This is a genomic window from Frondihabitans sp. PhB161, from assembly GCF_003814635.1.
Lineage (GTDB): Bacteria > Actinomycetota > Actinomycetes > Actinomycetales > Microbacteriaceae > Frondihabitans.
Genome location: NZ_RKQW01000001.1, coordinates 193,140 through 215,576 on the forward strand (window position 1 = coordinate 193,140; position 22,437 = coordinate 215,576).

At 68.5% G+C, this 22,437-nt stretch carries 19 protein-coding genes; 5 read left to right on the forward strand and 14 right to left on the reverse strand.

Annotated features, from left to right (window positions below; all coding sequences use genetic code 11):
• Positions 1 to 53 precede the first annotated feature (53 nt).
• Positions 54 to 4,847 carry a DEAD/DEAH box helicase gene (locus EDF39_RS00990; protein ID WP_123939725.1) on the forward strand — a complete coding sequence of 1,598 codons (4,794 nt, stop codon included), beginning with the start codon at positions 54 to 56 and terminating at the stop codon, positions 4,845 to 4,847.
• 165 nt (positions 4,848 to 5,012) lie between these two features.
• Positions 5,013 to 5,789: an Fpg/Nei family DNA glycosylase gene (locus tag EDF39_RS00995; protein WP_123939726.1), complete on the forward strand. Its 777-nt coding sequence runs from the start codon at positions 5,013 to 5,015 to the stop codon at positions 5,787 to 5,789.
• 119 nt (positions 5,790 to 5,908) lie between these two features.
• Here the strand turns inward: EDF39_RS00995 and EDF39_RS01000 are convergent, their stop codons facing one another.
• The 11 genes from EDF39_RS01000 to EDF39_RS01045 form a co-directional block, all read right to left on the reverse strand.
• Complete coding sequence (locus EDF39_RS01000; RefSeq protein WP_123939727.1) at positions 5,909 to 7,948, reverse strand: glycosyl hydrolase; 2,040 nt, start codon at positions 7,946 to 7,948, stop codon at positions 5,909 to 5,911.
• Between the two features lie 62 nt (positions 7,949 to 8,010).
• Positions 8,011 to 8,742: an HlyD family efflux transporter periplasmic adaptor subunit gene (locus EDF39_RS01005; RefSeq protein WP_123939728.1), complete on the reverse strand. Its 732-nt coding sequence runs from the start codon at positions 8,740 to 8,742 to the stop codon at positions 8,011 to 8,013.
• 49 nt (positions 8,743 to 8,791) lie between these two features.
• Positions 8,792 to 8,968, reverse strand: a complete 177-nt coding sequence (locus EDF39_RS17395) for a hypothetical protein (RefSeq protein WP_158613108.1) — start codon at positions 8,966 to 8,968, stop codon at positions 8,792 to 8,794.
• Position 8,969: 1 nt separating this feature from the next.
• Positions 8,970 to 9,701, reverse strand: coding sequence for an HlyD family secretion protein (locus EDF39_RS01010; RefSeq protein WP_123939730.1), 732 nt, complete (start codon positions 9,699 to 9,701; stop codon positions 8,970 to 8,972).
• Entirely contained in the window at positions 9,698 to 11,557 is a 1,860-nt protein-coding gene (locus tag EDF39_RS01015) for a glycosyltransferase (protein WP_123939732.1), read from the reverse strand. The genes EDF39_RS01010 and EDF39_RS01015 overlap by 4 nt, the downstream gene beginning before the upstream one ends.
• 331 nt (positions 11,558 to 11,888) lie before the next feature.
• Positions 11,889 to 12,773 (reverse strand): hypothetical protein, encoded by an 885-nt coding sequence (locus EDF39_RS01020; protein WP_123939734.1) that lies wholly within the window; start codon positions 12,771 to 12,773, stop codon positions 11,889 to 11,891.
• Between the two features lie 24 nt (positions 12,774 to 12,797).
• Complete coding sequence (locus EDF39_RS01025) at positions 12,798 to 13,100, reverse strand: hypothetical protein (protein ID WP_055964728.1); 303 nt, start codon at positions 13,098 to 13,100, stop codon at positions 12,798 to 12,800.
• A gap of 188 nt (positions 13,101 to 13,288) precedes the next feature.
• Positions 13,289 to 13,612, reverse strand: a complete 324-nt coding sequence (locus tag EDF39_RS01030) for a hypothetical protein (protein WP_123939736.1) — start codon at positions 13,610 to 13,612, stop codon at positions 13,289 to 13,291.
• A 136-nt stretch (positions 13,613 to 13,748) separates the two neighbouring features.
• On the reverse strand, positions 13,749 to 14,858 hold the full coding sequence (locus tag EDF39_RS01035) for a DUF2510 domain-containing protein (RefSeq protein ID WP_123939738.1): 1,110 nt from the start codon (positions 14,856 to 14,858) through the stop codon (positions 13,749 to 13,751).
• Positions 14,859 to 14,995: 137 nt separating this feature from the next.
• Positions 14,996 to 15,847: a helix-turn-helix transcriptional regulator gene (locus EDF39_RS01040; protein ID WP_055965427.1), complete on the reverse strand. Its 852-nt coding sequence runs from the start codon at positions 15,845 to 15,847 to the stop codon at positions 14,996 to 14,998.
• A 203-nt stretch (positions 15,848 to 16,050) separates the two neighbouring features.
• Positions 16,051 to 16,890 carry a glycosyltransferase family 2 protein gene (locus EDF39_RS01045; protein WP_123939740.1) on the reverse strand — a complete coding sequence of 280 codons (840 nt, stop codon included), beginning with the start codon at positions 16,888 to 16,890 and terminating at the stop codon, positions 16,051 to 16,053.
• A gap of 519 nt (positions 16,891 to 17,409) precedes the next feature.
• Between EDF39_RS01045 and EDF39_RS01050 the strand changes: the two genes are divergently transcribed.
• Complete coding sequence (locus EDF39_RS01050) at positions 17,410 to 18,435, forward strand: glycosyl hydrolase family 18 protein (RefSeq protein ID WP_123939742.1); 1,026 nt, start codon at positions 17,410 to 17,412, stop codon at positions 18,433 to 18,435.
• A 112-nt stretch (positions 18,436 to 18,547) separates the two neighbouring features.
• On the forward strand, positions 18,548 to 18,838 hold the full coding sequence (locus EDF39_RS01055) for a hypothetical protein (protein WP_123939743.1): 291 nt from the start codon (positions 18,548 to 18,550) through the stop codon (positions 18,836 to 18,838).
• A gap of 145 nt (positions 18,839 to 18,983) precedes the next feature.
• Here EDF39_RS01055 and EDF39_RS01060 read toward each other — a convergent pair whose 3' ends face one another.
• The 3 genes from EDF39_RS01060 to EDF39_RS01070 form a co-directional block, all read right to left on the reverse strand.
• The gene (locus EDF39_RS01060; RefSeq protein WP_123939745.1) at positions 18,984 to 19,280 is read right to left on the reverse strand and encodes a hypothetical protein; all 297 of its coding nucleotides are present in this window, start codon (positions 19,278 to 19,280) and stop codon (positions 18,984 to 18,986) included.
• The gene (locus EDF39_RS01065) at positions 19,280 to 19,876 is read right to left on the reverse strand and encodes a GNAT family N-acetyltransferase (protein WP_123939747.1); all 597 of its coding nucleotides are present in this window, start codon (positions 19,874 to 19,876) and stop codon (positions 19,280 to 19,282) included. The genes EDF39_RS01060 and EDF39_RS01065 overlap by 1 nt, the downstream gene beginning before the upstream one ends.
• A 241-nt stretch (positions 19,877 to 20,117) precedes the next feature.
• Positions 20,118 to 20,822, reverse strand: coding sequence for a ScbR family autoregulator-binding transcription factor (locus EDF39_RS01070; RefSeq protein WP_158613109.1), 705 nt, complete (start codon positions 20,820 to 20,822; stop codon positions 20,118 to 20,120).
• 479 nt (positions 20,823 to 21,301) lie between these two features.
• Here EDF39_RS01070 and EDF39_RS01075 point away from each other — a divergent pair, with 479 nt between their 5' ends.
• Entirely contained in the window at positions 21,302 to 22,405 is a 1,104-nt protein-coding gene (locus EDF39_RS01075) for a glycerate kinase (protein ID WP_123939751.1), read from the forward strand.
• The last annotated feature ends 32 nt before the right edge of the window (positions 22,406 to 22,437 follow it).

Below are 22,437 nucleotides of genomic sequence, written 5' to 3' on the forward strand. Positions count from 1 at the left end.
CTCCGAGAGTGAACGAGCCCGATGTCAGTGGGTGGGGGCAGGATGGCCTGACCATGACAGACGTCCTCGACCGCTTCTCGCCCGCCACCGCCACGTGGTTCCGCGGGGCGTTCGCGCGTCCGACTCACGCCCAGGAGGGGGCGTGGGAGGCCATCTCGGGCGGGCAGAACGCACTCGTCATCGCGCCCACCGGCTCCGGCAAGACCCTCGCGAGTTTTCTCTGGTCGATCGATAAGCTGGCGTCGTCTCCGCCGCCCGAAGAGAAGCAGCATCGCACGAGGGTCCTCTACATCTCCCCCCTCAAGGCGCTCGGCGTCGATGTCGAGCGCAACCTCCGCTCCCCACTGGTCGGCGTCACGCAGACTGCACGCCGCCTCGGCACCGAGGCCCCCGAGATCACGGTCGGCGTGCGGTCCGGCGACACCACGTCGTCCGATCGTCGGCTGCTCCAGCGCACACCCCCCGACATCCTCATCACGACGCCCGAGTCGCTCTACCTCATGCTCACGTCGGCCGCCCGCGAAAACCTCAAGGGCGTCGAGACGGTCATCATCGACGAGGTCCACGCCGTCGCCTCCACCAAGCGGGGCTCCCACCTCGCCGTCTCCCTCGAACGTCTCGACGCCCTGCTCGACAAGCCGGCGCAACGGATCGGGCTGTCCGCGACAGTCCGCCCACCCGAAGAGGTCGCGAGGTTCCTGGGTGGCTCGAGCCCGGTCACGATCGTGGCTCCCCCATCCGAGAAGAAGTTCGACCTGCGGGTCGTCGTGCCCGTCGACGACATGACCGAGCTCGGCACGGCCACTCCGCTCGAGGGCTCCGCGGCCGGCGCGGCACCCCAGGGGTCGATCTGGCCCCACGTCGAAGAGGGCATCGTCGATCTCATCCTCGAGCACCGGTCGACGATCGTCTTCGCAAACTCCCGCCGCCTCGCCGAGCGCCTGACCGCCCGCCTCAACGACATCTACGTCGAGCGCACCTTCGGCGAGACAGCCGAGGCCGGCGAGCAGGCCGAGACCGAGCTCGTCGAGGTCGGTTCGCACACGCAGACATCCCAGACGATCGAGGGCGCAGGATCCCGCCCGACCCCGCTCACACCCGCCCCGGCAGGCTCCTCGCCCACTCAGGCACTGCCCGCGCAAGCTGTGCCGGCTCAAGCTGTGCCCGCCCAAATCATGGGCGGCTCCGGCCAGACGACGGGAGCCGAGCCCCTCCTCGCCCGGGCCCATCACGGCTCCGTCAGCAAAGACCAGCGCGCCCTGATCGAAGACGACCTCAAGAGTGGTCGTCTGCGATGCGTCGTCGCGACGAGCTCGCTCGAGCTCGGCATCGACATGGGCGCCGTCGACCTCGTGGTGCAGGTCGAGTCTCCGCCCTCGGTCGCGAGCGGGCTGCAGCGGGTCGGCCGCGCCGGCCACCAGGTCGGCGAGGTATCGCGCGGCGTGCTGTTCCCCAAGCACCGCGCCGACCTCATCCACTCGGCCGTCGCCGCCGAGCGCATGGTCTCCGGGCTGATCGAAGAGCTCCAGATGCCGGCGAACCCCCTCGACGTGCTCGCCCAGCAGACCGTGGCCGCGGTGGCCCTCGACGAGATCGACGCCGACGAGTGGTACGACACGGTCCGCCGCAGCGCGCCGTTCGCGAACCTGCCGCGTTCGGCCTACGACGCGACCCTCGACCTGCTGAGCGGCAAATACCCGTCCGACGAATTCGCCGAGCTGCGCCCCCGCATCGTCTGGGATCGCGTGCACGGCACGCTCTCCGGGCGCCCCGGCGCGCAGCGCCTCGCCGTCACGAGCGGCGGCACCATTCCCGACCGCGGCCTCTTCGGCGTCTTCATGGTGGGCGAGAAGGCCGCCCGCGTCGGCGAGCTCGACGAAGAGATGGTCTACGAATCCCGGGTCGGCGACGTCTTCGCTCTCGGTGCGACCAGCTGGCGCATCGAAGACATCACCCACGACCGGGTGCTCGTGTCTCCCGCCTACGGCCAGCCGGGCCGCGTCCCCTTCTGGAAGGGCGACGGTATCGGGCGTCCGGCCGAGCTCGGCCGCGCGATCGGCGCCTACATGCGTGAGCTCTCCAATTCGAGCCTCGCCGACGCGACGGCGCGCGTGGTCGCTGGCGGGCTCGACGAACGCGCCGCGAAGAACCTCCTCGCCTTCCTCACCGAACAGCGCGACGTCGCGGGGCACGTGCCGACCGATACGACGCTCGTGGTCGAGCGGTTCCGCGACGAACTGGGCGACTGGAGGCTCATCCTCCACTCGCCCTACGGCATGCGCGTGCACGCACCGTGGGCACTGGCGGTGAGCGCACGAATCCGCGACCAGCTCGGCATCGACGGCTCCGCGATGGCGGCTGACGACGGCATCGTGGTGCGCATCCCCGACACCGACGCCGAGCCTCCCGGAGCAGACCTCTTCACGTTCGAACGCGACGACCTCGACGCCATCGTCACCGAGGAGGTCGGCGGCTCCGCCCTGTTCTCGTCGCGGTTCCGCGAGTGCGCAGCGCGAGCTCTCCTGCTCCCTCGCTACAACCCGGGTCGCCGCTCCCCGCTCTGGCAACAGCGCCAGCGGGCGTCGCAGCTGCTCGACGTCGCCCGCAAATACCCGCAGTTTCCGATCGTGCTCGAGGCGGTCCGCGAGGTTCTGCAAGACGTCTACGACCTCCCGGCGCTGATGAGTCTCACCGATGCCCTCGCCCGGCGAGAGATCCGAGTCGTCGAAACCGAGACGCAGATGCCGTCGCCCTTCGCCCGGTCGCTGCTCTTCGGCTACGTCGCGGCGTTCCTCTACGAGGGCGACTCCCCCCTCGCCGAACGGCGAGCCGCAGCCCTCTCGCTCGACTCGTCACTGCTGGCCGAGCTCCTCGGCCGCGCCGAACTCCGCGAGCTGCTCGACGCCGACGTCATCGACCAGCACGAGCGAGAGCTGCAGAAGCTCGTGCCCGAGCGGCGCGCCCGCGACATCGAGGGCGTCGTCGACCTGCTGCGGCTGCTGGGGCCCCTCGCCACCGACGAGATCGTGGAGCGAAGCTGGCTGGCCGAGGGCGCGGCCGCCGCACCCGACGCACTCGATGCGGCTCGACGCGAGCTCGACACGGCGTTGGGTGAGCTGGTGCGGTCGTCTCGGATCCTGCGCTTTACCCACGCGGGCGTGGAGCGCTGGGCAGGCATCGAAGACGCCAGCCGCCTGCGCGATGCGCTCGGCGTGAACCTGCCTATCGGCGTGCCCTCGGCATTCGTCGAACCCGTCGAGGACCCGCTCGGCGACCTCGTGGGCCGATTCGCGCGGACGCACGCGCCGTTCGGGCCCGTCGAGGTGGCACAGCGACTGGGGCTCGGCACGGCCGTGGTGCTCGAGACACTCCGACGCCTCGGCACTCAGCGTCGGGTGATGGAGGGCGAGTTCCGGCCCGACCGTCAGGGCAGCGAGTGGTGCGACGCCGAAGTGCTGCGCCGCCTCCGCAGTCGTTCACTGGCTGCGCTGCGCCACGAGGTCGAGCCGGTGTCGCACGACACGCTCGGCCGCTTCCTGCCCGCGTGGCAGCACGTCGCCACCGGCGTCAAAGGGTCGGGGCTGCGCGGCATCGACGGGGTCGTCCAGGTGATCGACCAGCTCAGCGGCGTCGCACTTCCGGCCTCGTCGTGGGAGACGCTCATTCTGCCCTCGCGGGTCACCGACTACTCGACCGGCATGCTCGACGAGCTGACGGCGACGGGCGAGGTCATCTGGTCGGGTGCCGGTTCGCTGGCGGGCAACGACGGCTGGGTCAGCCTGCACCTCGCCGACGGGGCCCAGGTCACGCTGGCGGAGCCCTCCGGCGACGAGACCACCGAGCTGCAACGCGAGATCCTCAGCGCACTGGCCGGAGGTGGCGCCTACTTCTTCCGGCAGCTGAGCGACTCGGTGGGCGCGACTGCATCATCGCCCCTGCTCGACACCGACCTCGTCACCGCCATCTGGGATCTCGTCTGGCAGGGCCAGATCACCAACGACACCTTCGCGCCGCTGCGTACCCAGGTCAGCGGCAAGGCGCCGCGCACCCGGACGCCGACCACTCGCTCTCGCGCCTCCTATCGCGGACGGGTGCCGCGCTCGGCAATGCCGCGCCAGGCCGGGCCTCCGACCGTGGGTGGGCGTTGGTCGCTGCTGCCCCTCGCCGAACCCGACGCCACCGTCCGCGCCGCCGCTCAGGCCGAGATGCTGCTCGAACGTCACGGAGTGGTCACGCGCGGGGCTGTGATGAACGAGGGAGTGCGCGGTGGATTCTCCACGGTCTACAAAGTCCTCTCGACGTTCGAAGAGACCGGCCGGGCTCGTCGCGGCTACTTCGTCGAGGGCCTCGGTGCCGCGCAATTCGCCACCGGCCCCACCGTCGACCGTCTTCGCGCGTTCGTTCGCGACGACGACCGCGAAGGCTCGGAGGCACTCGCCTCCGCGGGTCGAGGCGACGCCGTTCCCGTCGTCACCCTGGCCGCGACCGACCCCGCCAACCCGTACGGCGCCGCGCTGCCGTGGCCGACCGCACCCGACGACGCGGCCGAGGGCGCGCCCCGGGGCCACCGCCCCGGCCGCAAAGCCGGGGCGCTCGTCGTTCTCGTCGACGGGCGGCTCGTCGTCTACGTCGAGCGCGGCGGCAAGACCGTGCTGACCTTCGGCGATCCGACCGAGCGCGATCTCGCCGTCGCCGCTGCGTCGCTGGCCGGTGTCGTCCGGGCGAGGCTCGGCAAGCTCGCGGTCGAGCGGGTTGACGGGGAATTCGTGCTCGGCAGCCGGTTCGGCGACGCACTGCGGGAGGCCGGGTTCGCGCCGACCCCGAGCGGTGTGCGGTTGCGGTCGTGACGGGCACTGCGGTAGTGACGGGCCCTGCGGTCGTGACAGGCGCTGCAATCCGACGCGGATCGGCCAATCCGACCCGGCGCGCCACGTCGTCATGGCCGAATCGCGTCGCTTCGGTCGCCGGCTCCACGACGCCGACCGCGCCGGCCACCCCGACCGGAGCCCACCGTGCCTGAGGGCGACACCGTCTACCGCGCCGCCAAGAACCTCGATGCGGTGCTGCGCGGGCAACGGCTCACGAAATCCGACTTCCGGGTGCCCGAGTTCGCCACAATCGACCTCGCCGGCGAGGTCGTCGACGACGTCATCAGCCGCGGCAAGCACCTGCTGCACCACATCGGCGACGTGACCTTGCACACCCACCTCAAGATGGAAGGATCCTGGCACGTGTACCGGCACGGCACCAAGTGGCGCCGCCCCGCGTACCAGGCCCGAGTCGTGCTCGAGACGGAGGAGTGGGTCGCTGTGGGCTTCGACCTCGGAATCGTCGAGCTCGTTCCCCGCGACGACGACGACAGCGTCGTCGCCTATCTCGGCCCCGATCTGCTCGGCCCCGACTGGGATGCCGAGATCGCGCTCGCCAACATCGAACGCGACCCCGCCCGCGAGATCGGACTTGCCTTGCTCGACCAGCGCGTCCTCGCCGGCGTCGGCAACGTCTACCGCAACGAGCTCTGCTTTTTGCGGGGCGTGCTCCCCACCCGGCCGGTCGGCGAGGTGCCTCAGCTGCCCAAGATGGTCGACCTCGCGCATCGGCTGATCCAGGCCAACAAAGACCGGGTGGAGCGCACCACGACCGGCACCCTCCGCGGCACGACCGACTGGGTCTACGGCCGAGCCGGCAAGCCGTGCCTCCGGTGCGGAACGAAGATCAAGCGGGGCGAGCTCGGCGAATCCGAGCTGGAGCTGCGCGAGACGTACTGGTGCCCCCACTGCCAGACCTGAAACCCCCCGCCTGACGCCGACCCGCACCAGCGAGGTGACGCGAATCGGCCGACGTCGCGCGCCGCGGCGCTGTGACATCGGCCGATTCGCGCGAGGTCACGCCTGGGCCGAACGCCCGGCTACGCCCCGGCCTCCTGCGCCATGATGTACGCCAGCAGGTACGTGCGCGAGTTGCCATTGTCGATCGCGGTCGACGGCAGCTTCTTCGCCGCCGCGAGTGCCGAGGCCGCCGCATCCTTACCGGCGAGCGACTCGTACATGAGCACGTAGTCGATCAGCGTCTCGTCTGCGCCCCCGGTCAGAGCTGCCGCGACCAGCTTCTTGATGTGCGAGGCGCCGCCGCCCGCCGCCGACCCGAGGTACGTCGACACCGGGCTCATCGGGATCAACTGAATACCGATGATCGCGCTGGGCGCCGCCGAGAACCAGGTCGCGTAGTCGCGCTTGCCACCCCAGTTGAGCGACACGAGGTCATGCGAGAAACCGTCGAACTGCGGCTCGTCGAGCGACGGGTTCACGTAGTAGGCGAGCGCCGACGCGGTCTCGCCGCTGAGCAGCCAGTTCGCCTCGCCCTCGAGGGCCGTGTCTCCGGAGGCTTTGGCCCAGAGGGCGAGCCCCGTCCACGCGTTGACGGCTTCGGACGACGACTCCTGGTTGTTCCCGTCGGCGAAGGGCGAGTAGCCGGACGCCCAGCTGTGCGAGAAGTACGGGTCGTAGACGCGGGTGTCGGGAAAATATTTGCCCGAGCCGTCGCCGGTGTTCGTGGCAATGTCGGCGGCGAGCAGGTTCATCACCGGTGCCCACTTGGCGGCGAACGACGGCGTCGACTGGGCGACCACGCCGGCCGCGTAGAGGAAGTACCCGTAGTGGAAGTGGTGGTCGTTGTCTTCCTCCGAGCCGAACGAGTTCGCGAGCCCCACGATGGTCTTGAGTTTTGCGTCGTAGACGAAGCACTCCTGTGCGCGCGTCGTGCAGCCGCCGGGTTCCATCCACTTGTCGATCTGGGTGGTCAGAGCGGTTGTCAGTGTCTTCTCGGAGGCGTCGTCGCCGAGCTCGCGGGCGAGCTGCAACAGCATGGCGGCGCGGTAGAGCGATTTTCCGCCGTAGTAGGTGTCGGTGGCAAAGGTCGGCAGCAGCTTGACGTCGACCTCGAGCTGCGACTTCAGCGCGGCCTTGTTTGACGACGAGACCTTCGCCAGGTCGAGGCTCGACGTGGCCGCGATCGTCGGCGTGGTGAACGACAGGCCCGACGAGATGCAGAGCGGCGTCGTGCCGTAAAGGCCGGCATACGAGGCGGAGGTGCAGCCGGCGGAAGCGTCTGCGCCCTGGTGCGGCAGCGGCACGACGAGAGTGCTGCCGGGGGCTTTAGTCGTGCTCGCCGCGGTCCGGTAGGCGAGCTTCGTCTTCTGCCCGGCCGACGTCGACGCGTAGGTCGTCGTCACGCCGGTCAGTGGCGAGGCCGCGGCCTTCTGCAGGGCGGTGAGATCGGTCGCGGAAGTCCCCTCGGGCACGGGGAACAGGGTCAGCGAGCCGCCCTTCTGCAGCGTGACCTCGGGGCCCGCGATGGTGGCATCACTCGTCGCCACCGACCACTTCTGGCCCGAGACCGTGAGCGTGCCGTCGGATCCTGAGGTGTCGATCGACCCGTTCAAGGTCACCGAACCGGCACGCGCCGCGGTGTACGAGACGAGCGGCGAGCCCTCGGCGATGGTGACATGGCCGAGGATCCGACTGCCCGACAGATACTCGATCGTCACCGACACGGAGTCGTACGCGCTGACGATCGCACTGTCGGCGCCGAGGTCGGCCGAGACCTGGGTGACCGACTGGGCGAGCAGGGTGTTGGCGGTGCCCGTGACGGCAGGCAGGCCGGCGTCGAAACCCGTCGTCGTCTGCTGGAACGACAGCGGATAGGGGAAGACGGCGGTCGGGGCATCGCCGAAGACGAGACCGGAGAACCACTTGTTGGTCGGCGGCAGGAGACCCTTCGCGAGACGCATGCTCGGGGTGGTGGCCACCGAGCGGTTCACGATGTCTGTGATCAGCGGACCGACCGTGTCGTCACCGAGGACGGTCGACCCCGATGAGACATTCGGCGCGTCCTGCGTGGTCGGGCCGGACGAGGTGCAGCCGGTGATCACTAGGGCAATCGTCGCCATGAGAGCAGCGACACCGACAAGACGGGCGCGAACGGAGGAGCCATGTCGAACACCGTGAATGATCAGAGCCCGATCTTCGTGACGAAGGCGGCCATGGTTTCTTGTGCGCCGGTCAGCATGCCGTCGTCGCGAAGGCTCAGAGTCGCTGTGACGGGAGTGCCCGGAGTCACGAGGCCGTTCGCCGCGCCCTGAACGAGCTCGGGACTCGAGATGACGACGTGGGTCAGCGCCTGGTTATGGCTCGTCGTGGCCGAGAACGACACGACACGCCCCGACAGGGTGCTCTTGTTCGGGAGCATGAGGCGCACGTCGGCGCCCTTCTGAACCCGGTCGTAATCGGCGGCCGACACGGAGTAGTCACCGGCGACAAAGAGGCTGTCGGCCTCGTCGACGGTGGCGAGTCTCGCACCGGCCTGCACAAACTCGCCGTCTTTCGAGGCGATATCGGAGACGATGCCGGCGACCGTGGAGACGAACACCATGGCACCCGTCTTCGAGACGCTGTAGCCCTCGCCGGAGTAAGGCAGCATGCCAGTGCCGACACTCTGGACCGCGGAGGCGCTCTGCACCTCGAAGAGCTTCTGGCCCTTTGTGACCGTATCGCCGACCTCGACGTACGACCTCGTGATGTTGCCCGAGTAATCGGTGCCGACGGTGAACTCCTCGGCGGCGATAGCGGCGCTGCCGGCGGTCACTTGTGTAGCTTTCTGGTTCACGACGACGGTGATCGCCGCGAGAAGCGCGATGATCACGAGGGCCACGGCGGCGAGCTTAAAGCGGGTTGTCCAGGTCATGAGGCGTCTTTCGCGAGGAAGGCGGAACGGGCGTGGGCAGGATTCACGGTCATCCGGTGAGACCGCCGAAGATCACGGTCACTCCCCAGCCAATGAAGATGACGCCTCCGAGGAGGGTGAACCAGAGGACGACGTTCCCGAAGAGTGCAGTGAGTTTGTTGCCCGGCCGGGTCACGTCGTGCGGCAGCTCGTCATATGGTTCCTCGATGCGTTTCGAACTCTGCATGTCAGAGTCCGATCTTCGCGAATGCGGCCACCACGGCGGTCTGCATCGAGGCAAGGGTGCCGTCCTGACGGAGCTGCAGTGTTGCCGTGACGGGGGTTCCTGCGGTAACGAGTCCGTCGTGGCTGCCCTGCGTGAGGCCTGCGCTGTCGACCTCGATCTCGGTCTCCGCCACACCATCGAGCGTCTGGACGGAGATCTTCTTGACAGTTCCCGTGACCGTTGACTTATCGGGAAGAGTCAGGTCGACCTGCGCCCCGTCCTCGATACGTTGGTAGTCACGCGGCGTGATCGAGTAGTCGCCCACAACGAACAGGCTGCCCGTCTTGTCGACTGTGGCGAGGAGGTTGCCGCCCTCCACGAATGAGCCGAGGGTCGCGTCCACCTTCGACACGGTGCCATCGACCGGCGCGGTGAAGGTGATCGTGCCGTCGTCTGCGACGGTGTAGCTCGATGCATTCTTGGCTCGGTTCGCGGAGTGGGCGAAGTCGCGCACGGACAGACTCTTTACCGAGAACAGGGGATCGCCCTCGTCGACGCGGTCGCCCGCTTTCACGAACTGCTCGGTCACGTAGCCGGAGTAGTCCGTGCCGACGTTGTACTTCTCCGCGGCGATCGACGCGCTGGTCGACGTCACGTGCGACTGGCGGGCGAGAAACACCGCGGTGAAGGCCGCAACGAGCACAACGACGAACACGACCCCGCCGAAGAGCTTGAATCGGCTGGCCCAGGTCACGACGAGACCTCGGTTCGCGAGGAGCGCCGGCCGGCGCCCGAACGGCGGCTGAGCACGAGTTCGCCCGGATCCTGCGGTTCTACGGAGTCGCTGAGCACGGGACCGGCGAAGACGTGGGGGCTCGCCGGTGCGTTCCGGGGCACAAGAAGCTCGTCGAACGAGCGCGGCTCCGGGCGCGCGATGAACGTGCGGCTCGACACGGGCGCAGCTACGACTCTCGTCTCGACGACCGCCGGGATGAGGCCGTGTCGACCGGCCCGGTTCTCGGCCCGGATGCGCTTGGCCTCGCGGGCCGCCACGACCATGAACGAGAAGAGGATGAGCGTGTTCAGCGCATTCCACACCGTGGCGAGAGTCAGCACGCCGTTGGAGGCGTCTCGGTATATCGCCACTACGGTCGTGAGCGACAAGAAGACGAAGAAGAGGATCTGCGGAATGATGAAGTTAAACGGCGACTTCTGCTCGTTCTTGCCGCCGGTGACGTGCCAGCCCTCGTCTTTGCCGGTAATGACGTTCCACAGGGCCTTGACGTAGATCGGGAACGACACCGTCGCCAGCATCAAGACCTCGTACCGGAACGATCCGAGCGTGTAGAACGCCAGGACGATCTGCATGAGGTAGAAGCCGCAATAGAAGAGCAGCCACTGGAGAATCGAGATGTGCAGGTTCATCGGGCGGAGGTCGAAGAAGATCTCCATCGGCGGGACCATCAGCAGCAGGAGTGGGGCGATGCCGGTGAGATAGTGCGTCGCCGTGACCATGTACTGCAGGCGCTGGTCCATAGTCAGACGGCGGTTAGCGCTCAGCGGGTTGTGCTGGAACAGGATCTCGAATCCGCCGGTCGCCCAGCGCAGTTGCTGCTTCGAGTACGCCTCGATGGTCTCGGGGGCGTCACCGATGGCCAGGGTCATCGGGATGAAGATCGAACGCCAGCCGCGCTCGTGCATGTGTAGCGAGGTCCAGACGTCTTCCGATTTGGAATCGGTGACCATGCCGCCGATGTCGTCGATGGCGGCACGGTTGAAGATTACGTTCGTGCCCACGCAGAACGCGGCATTGAAGCGGTTTCGACCGGGCTGGATGAAACGGTAGAACACCGACTGCATGTAGGCGGCACCGCGGGAGACCAACGAGTGCAGATTGCCGTAGGTCTGGGGGGTCTGCACGAAGCCCACGCGCTCGTCGATGAAGAACGGCAGGGTCTCGTGCAGGAACATCTCCTGAGGCACGAAGTCGGCGTCGAAGATGGCGTAGTAGTCGCCCTTGGCAATCGACAGGGCATAGTTGACGTTGCCCGCCTTGGCCCCGTGGTTGGTGAGTCGACGAATGTACCGGGCCTCGTGGCGGGCAGCGAGATCACGGACCTCATCGCTCTTTCCATCATCCAGGATCCAGGTGCGGTGCTCGCCTCGGAGCGCTAGCGCGGCAACCAGCGTCGCTTCGATCTTCGCCAATTCTTCGCCGTAGACCGTGATGAACACGTCAACGACCTTGCTCTGGCCATCGATGACGATGGGCCAGAGGTGCGGCTGCTCGCGCACCCCGCGACGGTCTATCTCGGGCTCGTCGTACAGGGTGTCCTGCGTCAGATGGAAATCGAAGTCGCGCGGGTCACCACCCCCGGAGAGGATGGTCCACATCGACAGGAGAGCCTGGATCACGAGAATCGCCTCGGCCACGATCACCATGACGTAGGGCAGGAGGTCGCCGCGGTTGGCCGGGTTGAGGAGAAACTGCCCATAGAGCAGGATGCCGAGGGTCGACACGAGTACGAGCAGCACCATAACGGGCGAGTGGGCACGACCCTGGGAGCGATTGGTGACGGTGAGGTTCTCCGTCGTGTGGCGTTGTGACATGCGGACGATCTCCTGTTTCGGGTTCAGGGAGACGCACGAAACGAGGAGGTAGCGGGCAAGCCCTCGAGTCGGGCGATGTCGGCTACGGCGACGACGGTAGGGGCGACGACGATGCGTCCTGTGGGGGCAGAGGCCGTCGGGTGGGGTGAGCCTGACGCCTTGTGTGGAAAGACTAACCGGGGGTCCCCCTTTTGGAGGGCCCCCATTTGGGGTTCACGGGTTCACGAGGTGGCCGACCCCGCCTAATCATTGAGCTCTCACCCGCCCGGACCACCCGTTTGGAGCCCGCACCCATCCGGACGCCCAAGCAGCGACCCTTTTAGAAATGCCGTCAGGAGACCTGCGTCAGCCACTCCGCCAGGAATTCCGCGCCGGCCCCGTCGTGGATCGCCCCGGTCGCGCTGGTGCGGATCGGGTAGGCCTTCTCCGGCACGCCGTCGCCCGGCCGGACGTCGACATGCTCGACCTCGTACCCACCGGCGTGCAGCCAGTCGGCCATGGCGTAGTCGCTGCGGGAGTCGCCGACCGTGCGCCATGCGAGTGGCAGCTCGCCGTCCAGGGCGAGGAGTTCGAGTGCTCGACGAGCACCGAGGTCTTTGCCGAGCAGTACCGATTCGATGTCGGTCGAGATGATCGTGGGGTCGATTCGCCACTGCACGTCGCCGTGAGCGTCGGGCCGCACGTCGTCGAGACGGCGCACGCCGAAGCCGCGCCGCGCGAGCGCCTCCCGGGCGACTTCGTCGAAGAGCGGCTGCATGGCGACATAGGTGGAGTTCTCGATCGAGGTGAGCTGCTCGACCGACACCATCGCCCGCTTGGTGCGATCGAAGAAGACCCGGTCGGCGAATCGCTCGGCGACCACGGCCTCCATCTCGGCCGCGAAGTCGGCAGGCATGGCGAGCGACTCGTCGATCTCGAGCTCACCCATGCCCCCGTCGAACCGCGGCCCGATCGAGAACCACACGGCGCCCTTCTCGCAGACTCCGTGCACCCTGGCATGATCGGGCAGGCCCGCTGCGATGAGCGGCCCGACGACCTCTTCGCGGATGAACGCGTCGGAACGCCCGGTGTTGAAGACCAGGGGGATTCCCGCGTCGGCGAGCGCGACCAGATCGCGCGTGATGGCCGGGAGGTCGATGGTGCGGGTGATCGGGCTGGCGATGGGGCCGTCGACGTCGAGGAGCAGGCCGAGGGCGGGGGCAGAGGTCGAGGGCATGCCCTCGATCATTCCAGGTCTTTGCTACGCGTCGACGAGCTCGTCGACAGGCACGACCGACTGCGAGAAGAGGAGCTCTTGGTAGGCGAGCTCTTCGGCTTGCTTCTGCGCCTTGCGCAGGCGCAGGTCGCGGCGACGGGCCGGCTCGTTCACGGGGGCGTCACCGGCGAAGAGCGGTCGCAACTCGTCGACCCGACGGGCGATCCGATCACCCAGCTCGCCGAAGAATTCGTCACGGCCCGGCATGTCGAGGAAGCGACGCTCATCGGCCGCTCGCCAGAGATCGCTGGCGAGCTCGCCATACGCGTTCATCTGCCCCTGCTTCATAACCGAGCCCCCGCTCCGTCAGTCGTTCCGTGTGACTAGTCCACAGCACCCGCCGAGAAGGTGCATCAGCCTCAAGACTGATCCTTCGAACTATCGGTCGGCACGCAGGTACCACTGAACTTCGTGAGAGACCGAACACCAGGATCCCACCACCCGCCAGACGACGCCGCCAGCGGTCGAGATCGACTCTAGGCCGAGCGCCCGTTTCCGTCGTGGGCATGCTCGAGCACGGCGCGCGCCGCGACCTGCAACACGTCGTGTGCATCGCAGCGGCGTTGCTCGGCGACCGCACCGCTCAGGCCGGTCGTCATCGCGGCACTCGCCACTGCCAGGGCGCTCACGACCTCGGCTTGACGTGCCGAGAGCGGCTCGTCGCTCAGCGTGTTCACGAGCTCGATCAGCCCGCGTTCGCTGGACTGCTGAGCATCGTCGCCACCGTCGAGGGAGGCCGTGGCCACCGCGACGAGCGCCAGCGCCAGCGTGGCTGCCTCGCGTTCGGTCAAGTGGTCCATGCCGTGCACGGTACCCCGCCCGGCCGTGCGGGGCCGGAGGCGTCTCCCAGGTCGAGGGCCCTGACACCGCAAATCGGGCCGAACTCCATCCTTCGACGGTGTCCGGCCCGATTTGTGGTGTCGCGCTCGAAAGGCGCTAGAGCGACGATCCGATCGCCGAGAAGACGCCGACGATCAGGGCCGTGAAGGCGATGATGTTGATGACGACGATCGCGATGCTGATCCACAGCGGCAGCAGGCCACGGCCCGAGCGACGGTGCACGACGACCGAACGGCCGATGATGTACACCAGCGGCGTGAAGAGTGCGAAGAACGACCAGGCCCAGTGGAACGGCCTGACGACACCCTGGCGCTGCAGGGCCTTCCAGTCGAAGTAGGCGAGCACCACCGTGGCGGCCGCGATGAGGAGCCCGAGGATCGAGGTGAGCCCGGAGCTGGCAGTCGTCGTTCCGAAGCCCTGCGCCGAGTTCGGGTTCGCCTCGATCTGGCGGATGGCGTCTTCGAGGACCGGCTGCAGGCTCGCGAACGACAGGAGGCTGATGATGAGCGAGATGATCGGCAGGCCGACGATGACCCAGATGAAGATGTTGGTGACCTTGGCGTCTTTCGACGCCTTCGGGATCTGCTGGCCGTAGCCATACTGCTGCTGACCGTACTGGTTCTGGCCGTACTGGTTCTGCTGCCCGTAGGGCTGCTGGCCGTTCTGCTGCTGACCGTACTGGTTCGGGGCGTACTGGTTCTGGCCGTACTGGTTTTGCTGGCCGTAGGGCTGCTGTCCGTACTGTGCGGGCGCCTGGCCCTGCTGACCCTGCTGTCCATACGGCTGCTGCTGGCCCTGCTGGCCATACTGACCCTGCTGGCCCTGGCCCTGCTGACCGTACGGCTGCTGCTGACCGTACTGCCCCTGCGAACCGGCCGGGCTCTGCTCGGGCGCCGACCCGGGCGTCTGGTACCCGGGGATCCGCTCGCCATAGGCGGGCCGATCGCGGTCGTCTCGAGCGGCGGGCGCCTGAGGTTCGGGCTCGACGGCCGAGCTGGGTGCGGCTACCGAAGCGGCCTCCGCCTGCGGTTCGGGCCGAGCGGCCTGCTGCGGCGGCGCGTCGTGCTGGTGCAGCGGAGCCTGAGGTTCGGGGCCACGAACGTGCTCCGTCCAGGCGCGGCCGTCCCACCAGCGGTAGCCGGGATCACCGGACGGGTTCGGATACCAGCCGGGCTGCGGCAGTGCATTTCCGGTCGAGTCGGTCACGAGGGTTCCTTTGCAGTAGTGACGCAGCTGCAGTAGTGACGCAGCGTGGCGTCGTCGTCAGGTCGACAACGGGGTCGTTCGTCGCCCAGCCTAGGTCGAGGATCCTTGCAGCGACCAGAGAATGAACCCTCAGACATCTAAGCGGCCCCGCCGGCGAACGACTGCCGTCCGACGACGGCGAGCAGATCGAGCTTCTCGGCCGACTCGCTCCCCGGCACGGCGGTGAAGACGAGAAGTCGTTGCGAGTCGTCGTTCGGTGTCAGGATCTGGCAGTCGACCGCAATCACCCCGAGCTCCGGGTGGACGATGCGCTTCTCTTCGCCGCGCCGCTCGGCCACGTCGTGTTTCTGCCACAGGAGCCGGAACTCGGGGCTCCGCTCGAGGAGGCTGTCGACGATCGCGTGGGCGCGCGGATCCTTGGCTCCCCGTCGTGTCACCGAGACACGCAAATCGGCCACCTGCACCCGACTCTGGTGGTCGTGGTCTTCGGCCGGGTAGACGTCGCGGCCCTCGGGGTGCGTGAACCAGCGGTGCACCTGGCTGCGGTCGAGCCCCTCGTAGCGGAAGTCGTCGCCGAGGAGCGCCTGCGCCGCGGGATTCTGCGCGAGGGTCGTTCCGAGGTCATCGATCACCTGGGCGGGGGTGTCGTGGAGCCGGTCCAGGATCCGAAGGAGCGTCGGGTGCACATGCTCGCTCAGCGCCTGCCGCTGCGGCGGGTTGTGGCCGGCGAGGCGGTGCAGGTGATCCCGCTCGTCCACCGTCAGCCGGAGCGCCCGCGTGATCGCCCCGAGGATCTGCTCGGACGGCTGGGTGGCGCGCTGCTGCTCGAGGCGGCTGACGTAGTCGACGCTCATACCGGCGAGCATTGCGACCTCTTCGCGGCGGAGGCCCGGCGTGCGGCGGCGGGCTCCGGCGCCGAGCCCGACGTCGGCCGGGCTGAGCGCCTCGCGGCGGCGGCGCAGGAAGTCGGCGAGCTGGGCGCGGTCCATGTCCATGCGTCGATTCTCCGCCCGTGCGGGGTGCCGAGCCAGGGATCGCCGCTCCCCCGCCCTGCTCGAGCCCCCCGCCTTCGCTAATTTGCGAGCGATCGGAAGACAGGGCCCGAAGTCACGCGTGACGGGAGTGACTCGAGATCGGTTTCGCTCGCAAAATTGCGGGGCCCGACGGTCGGGGCAGGCGGGTCAGCGACGGGTCAGCGCCGGGCGAATCGCTGTTCGACCTCGACGCGGAAGGGGGCGACGATCGGGGCGGCCACGACGATCGGCTCGCGACGGACGTGAGCGAGAGCGGCGTTCTCGCGGCGCCTCTCGTCGAAGATCGTCTTCAGCACGCGGATGCCGTCGCCGATGGCGTCGAGATTCGACTCGCTGTGGACGCGGTGCTTCTCGAACGACGGCACCTCGACGACGCGCAGCTTCGCGGCCGCGAAACGGCAGGTGAGGATCGTGTCGATCTCGAAGCCGTCGCCCCAGAGCATCGCGCCGTCGGAGGGAGCCTCGACCGCCGAGTCGACCAGCTCGAGGGCGGGGAGCACATCGCTCCAGAACGCGTTGTAGCCGTAGCAGAGGTCGGAGTAGCGGGTGCCGAGCAGCACGTTGCAGATCAGGTTCAGGCCGAGATCCCGACCGGAGCGGAAGAGGTTCAGGTCGGCGGAGCCGCCACCCCTGCGAAAGCGCGAGCCCTTGGCGACGTCGGCGCCCTTGACGAGCGTGTCGACCAGGGCGGGGATGTCTGCGGGGTCGGACGACCCGTCGGCGTCGAACACGACGATGATGTCGCCGGTCGCGGCCTCGAAGCCGCAGGCGAGAGCATTGCCCTTGCCCGTGCGGGTCTGGTGGACGACCTTGATCCCGGGGAGGACGCGGAGGGCGGTCTCGACGGTGCCGTCCACCGAGTCGCCGTCGACCAGGATGACCTCGTACGCGTCGGGGAGCTGAGGCAGGATCACCTCGAGGTTCGCGGCCTCGTTGCGAGCGGGAACGATGATCGAGATCGTCGGGTTCGATGGGCGCGGGGCAGTGCGGAACGTCATGTCGGGGAGCCCATTCGGGTAGGCGGTGCGTTCGGGAGTGGTGCAGACGCTTCTCGGCCTGGGTAAGACCTCGATGCGCCGTCGGGTACCGCACAAGCTAGCTTCGAACGCTCGCCTGCGCGAACCCCCCGCTTGGGGGGTCCGCACGCGAACGGCACCCCTGCGAGACCCCGTCCGGGCGTCTTTTTGTCACCCGATGGAGGGGGTGATGGCGAACCGGAGTCCTCGACGAGGAGGACACGCCTGTACCCCGAGCTGCGCCACGTCTCCATCGATAGTCCTCCATTGTGCGGACACGCACGAACCCTGTACCCCTCGACCCACGAGACGACCGCACCGAGGATCCACCGCCCACGCCTCTCGAACTGGCGCTTCTGACCCCTTTTCAGCCGCACCCACCCCTCCCCCGGCCTCGTGTTCGAAGTGCCTCTGTCACCCGAACTGGGGGCACGTTTTCGTCTCGTGCAGCAGCGGCCGATTACGCAGGTCGACCACTGGGCATCCCACTACCCTCGACCCATGACCTCACGATCGCCGCTCCGACTCCTGATCGCCTCGGCGGGAGTGGCGGCGCTCCTCGCCCTCGCCGGCTGCTCGAGCGCGGGCGGCCCGGCGAACACGGCGGAGATCCCGACCGGGGTGGCATTCGAGGGCTACGCCGTCGCCGGCGATTCCGCCCTGAAAGCTCTCGCGAGCGACTCCGGTGCCCTCGACACGGTCGCCATCTCGGGCGTGAGCCTCACATCGGAGGGCGGCGGAGTGGCGGCATCGTCGAGCGACGCGCTCGCCCTGCTCGCGAAGGCGCACTCCGCAAAGAAGAAGGCCGAGCTCGTCGTCGACAACATCGACGTGAGCAAGGGCGTCTACAGCCAGGCGATCGCGACCAAGATGCTCTCGAGCGAGTCGAACCGGCAGTTCGTCATCGCCGGCCTCGCCGGAGAAGTGGAGCACGGCGGCTACGACGGCGTGCAGCTCGACTTCGAGAGCCTCGCGGCGTCGAACTCCGAGGACCTCGTCTCGTTCGCGAGCGAACTCCGCGAGACGCTTCCGGCGAAGGCCACGATCTCGATGGCGCTGACCGCGCAGACATCGGCGAGCGGCTACCTCGCCGCCGGCTACGACCTGGCGAAGCTCACGGCGTCGATCGACCGCTTCGTGCTGCTCGCCTACGGCGAGCACGGCAGCTCGTTCAGCGAAGCCGGGCCGGTCGGCGGGCTCCCCTGGGCACAGCAGGCGCTGGCGGCGCTCCTCACTCTCGTTCCGGCGAAGTCGGTCGATCTCGCGGTGGCGGGCTACGGCTCGACCTGGCCGACCACTGGCAAGGGTGGCGTGATCTCGCCCGCCGAGGCCCGCGATCAGGCCGGAAGCCGCGCCAACTGGGTCTCCGCCCAGGGGGAATGGACGGCCAAACTCGCCGACGGCACCGTGCTCTGGTGGTCTGACGCGAGGTCGCTCACGGTGCGCGCGAATGCCGCGAAGTCGGCCGGCCTGCACGGCGTCGCGCTGTGGCAGATCGCGACGGCCGACCCCGTCGCTAGAGGGTAGCGACGGGCTGGCGGATCCTCGTCCTCGAAATCCGGTTGGCGAGTCGTCGCTCGACGACGTAGAGTCCCGGTAATCGAACGTACGTTCGAATGAGAGGGGCGAGGTGGACGTCATGACCCGGGTCGACGAGGAGGTGTCTGTGTGGGTGTCCGAGGAGGGCATCCCGCAGCGGATCGTGTGGAAGGCCGAGCGATTTCGGGTGAGCGATACCCCGACGCGGCTGAATCCCACGTATCCCGGCTGGCAGACCGAGGCGGCATTCGACCCCGCCTTCACGCACCCGCCCGAGCCGCGCGAATCATGGCGGTTCCAGGCCACCGCCGAGAGCGGGCAGACCATGGTCTTCGACGTGAGCCGCGAACCGTACAACTCGCGCTGGCGGCTGCTGCGCACCTACGACTGAGCGGGTCGGTCTGGCCTGGCGCCTGCCGCCTGCACCGAATTTGAAGGAAAAACCCTGGCCGGGGGCCCGACGATCCGCTTGTCTTCGTCGAGCGGCGGCGGTTTCTCCTTCGAATTTGCAAGAGCTACGAGCTGCGAGCTGCGAGCTACGCGTACGGCAGCCGCGTCCAGGTGCCGCCGTCGCGCCGTGTCAGCGCCACCCGCTGCACCTCGGCGAGCGCCGTCGTCGCCGTCGCGACGAGGTCGGCCACGCGAGCGGCTTGGCGGTCGGTATCCGCCGTGAAGCGGACCACCAGCCGGGCCTCGCCCCGCACGACCGCGACATCGCGCGCCTCGACGGTGACCTCGGCCGCCGCCGCCTCGGCTGCGCGGGGCAGAACGGCGTCGGGAGCGACCCCGGGCGCCAGACGTCCGACGGTGAGGGTCACTCGATACGAGGCCATCAGGCGTGCCCGGCGAGACGCTGAGTCAGCGATTGCCGCACGGTCGGCCATTCGCCGTCGATGATCGAGAAGACGACGGTGTCGCGGATCGTCCCGTCCGGCCACACCCGGTGATTGCGCAGCACTCCGTCTTGCTTGGCGCCGAGGCGTGCCACCGCGGCCCGCGACTGCTGGTTGTGCCAGTGCACGCGGAATTCGACGGCGATGCAGCCGAGGCTCTCGAACGCGTGCCCGAGCAGCAGCAGTTTCGCCTCGGTGTTGATGCCGGTGCGCTGCGCCTCACGGCCGAGCCAGGTAGAGCCGATTTCTAGCCGGCGGTGTTCCGGCTCCAGGTTGAGCAGCGTGGTGATGCCGACGGCGCGACCGCTGCGGGTGTCGATCACCGCCCACGGCACCTGCGTTCCGGCCCGGTGCAGTGCGAGCCGCGCTCGGATGTCGTCCGCCATGTCGTCGGGCGCCGCGATGTGTGTGGCGTACCAGGTGCGCCAGAGGTCTCCGACGGCGACGGCCTCGGCGAGATCGGCGGCGTGGCTCTCGGCCAGCGGCTCGAGCCGGACCCGGTCGCCGACGAGGGTGGGAAGCGCGGTGAACTCCATGCGTCGACCCTATTGGCGTCGCCGTGTCACTGCGGTGTGGTGTCACTGCGGTGTGGCGGCACTGCGGTGTGGCGGCCGCCGAATTCGAAGGAGAAACCGCACCCGGGGGCCCGCCGATCCGCATCACTTCGTCGAGCACCTCGCGTTTTTCCTTCAAATTCGAAGGGACCGCCAAATTCGGAGGGACCGCAGGATCCGGCACGCCGACCCCACCTCAGACCCGCTGCGCCACACAACCCCGCTACGGCCGGATCAGCGCCGGCAGCAGCTGCGACGCCTCCATATACTCGGGCGCCGCGATCCCCGAGATCAGGACCTCCCACATCTCGCGGACCCTCACGAACAGATCGGGCCCGTGCCCGAGTGAATTCGAGACCAGATTGACCCCGACGAAGGCTCCGACGACGAATCGCGAGAGCTTCTCCGGGTCGAGGCCGGCCCGGAGTTCGCCGTTCTCAACGCCGCGCCGGAGGAGGTCGACGGTCAGGTCGGTCCACAGGTCGTAGGGCGCGCTGATGTCGAGCTGGGCGACGAGCTCCTCCGTCGTCAGCTTGACGCCGGCCGCGACGACGGCATCGTCGACGATCTGCGCGGCGAGGTTGCGGTGGAGCCGGATCATGGTCTCGATCACGGAGTAATCCGCATCGAGGGTTTCTTGCGCCCGAAGCGCGGTCAGCCGCGTCTCTTCGGCGATCAGGGCATTTGCGAGGTCACGCTTCGACGAGAAGTGGAAGTAGAGAGCACCCTTGGTCACGCCCGCCTCGACGGCCACCACGTCAAGGGTCGTCCGGGCGTACCCGCGCTCGGCGAAGACGGTCGCCGCCGCCTGGATGATGGCGCTCTGAGTCGCCTGCGCACGCTCCTGGCGCGGCTTGGGAAGAGCCGGGGGCGTTGGTCGGTCGCCGTGCCCCTGCTCGTTGTTCGTGACGCCATCGTCATCACTCACGATGTCACCGCCGTCTTTTCTCATTGGCAGTCTTCACACGGCCTGACCCGTGCGTGCTCATGCTAGACCGCGACCGAGCGGTCTACGGCGCTGGGCTCGAGATGGCGTTTTCGGGATATGCGTTGGGGGAGGCGGGACGGCGAGGCTGGGGCAGGGCGGGGCGACGAGCGGACCGGCACCAGCGTCCGGGACGCGCCTCGTCCGGGCCGGGAGAGGACCCTAGTCAGAGGCGTTTTGCGCCCGATCAAATTTGACGCGGATCAAAACAGCCGCCCCGGAAAATGACAGGTGCTCACCTACATCGCTCCATTGTGATCAGCGTCAAATTTGACGCCGCGCAAAACACCTCCACGACGAGGCCGCCTCCCGCGAGCCGACGCGAGCAGGCCACCGACACACCAGGGCACGGCCACCGGGCCAGGCCACCGAGACACCCGGGCGCCGGGACACCGCACCCCTCCCGACCGTAGGGTCAACCCATGAGGATCGTCATCGCCTGCGACTCGTTCAAGGGCTCGGCCACCGCCGCCGAGGCGTGCGCCGCCCTCGGCCGTGGCTGGCAGCGGGTGCGACCGGCCGACGACATCGTCGTGCGCCCCATGGCCGACGGGGGCGAAGGCACGCTCGACGCCTTCGAGGCCGGCGTTTCCGGTGCGGTCCGGCATCCGATCCGGGTGGCTGGACCTCTCGGCGATATCCATGAAGCATCGTTCCTCACGCTGCCCGACGGCACCGCGGTCGTCGAGCTCGCCTCGACCAGCGGCATCACACTGGTGCCGGAGGGTGGGCTCCGGCCGCTCGACGCGACCACGACGGGATTTGGGCAGGCGGTCGCGAGTGCCCTTGGGGCGGGGGCCGTCCGTGTGCTGCTCGCCGTCGGATCCTCGTGTTCGACCGACGGCGGCGCCGGCGCCCTGACCGCCCTGGGTGCACGGTTCTCGAAAACCGACGGCACACCGATCGCCAGTGGGGCCCGAGGCCTCGCCGACCTCGCCTCGGTCGATCTCGACGGGCTCCCGCCACTGCCCGCGGGAGGAGCGGTCGTGCTGTCGGACGTGACGAACCCGCTGACCGGGCCGACCGGGGCCGCCGCGGTCTTCGGTCCGCAGAAGGGAGCGACCGCCGACGACGTCGCGCTCCTCGACCGCTGGCTCACCCACTATGCCGAGCTTTTGCCGGGCGACCCGGGGTCAGCGACCGCGCCGGGTGCCGGTGCGGCCGGTGGCACCGGGTTCGGGCTCCTCGCCTGGGGAGCAACGATCCGAAGCGGCGCCGGCTTCGTCGCCGACCTGCTCGACCTGCCCGGAGCGATCGGGGAGACCGACGTCGTCATCACGGGCGAGGGCCGTTTCGACGACCAGTCGGCCGCGGGCAAGGCTCCGTCGGTCGTGCTCGACCTCGCAGAACGGGCCGACGTGCCCGCGCTGCTCGTCGCAGGGTCGATCACCGCCGATACGACGCGATTCGCCGCAACCGTGTCGCTCAGCGAACTGGCGGGCGAGACGGCGAGTGCGCTTCAGGATCCGACGCGCTGGCTCGAGCGGGCGGGCGAGACTCTCGCTATGGCCCAGCCGGCGACCTGACGCGAATCGGCCGACATCACAGCGCCGCGGCG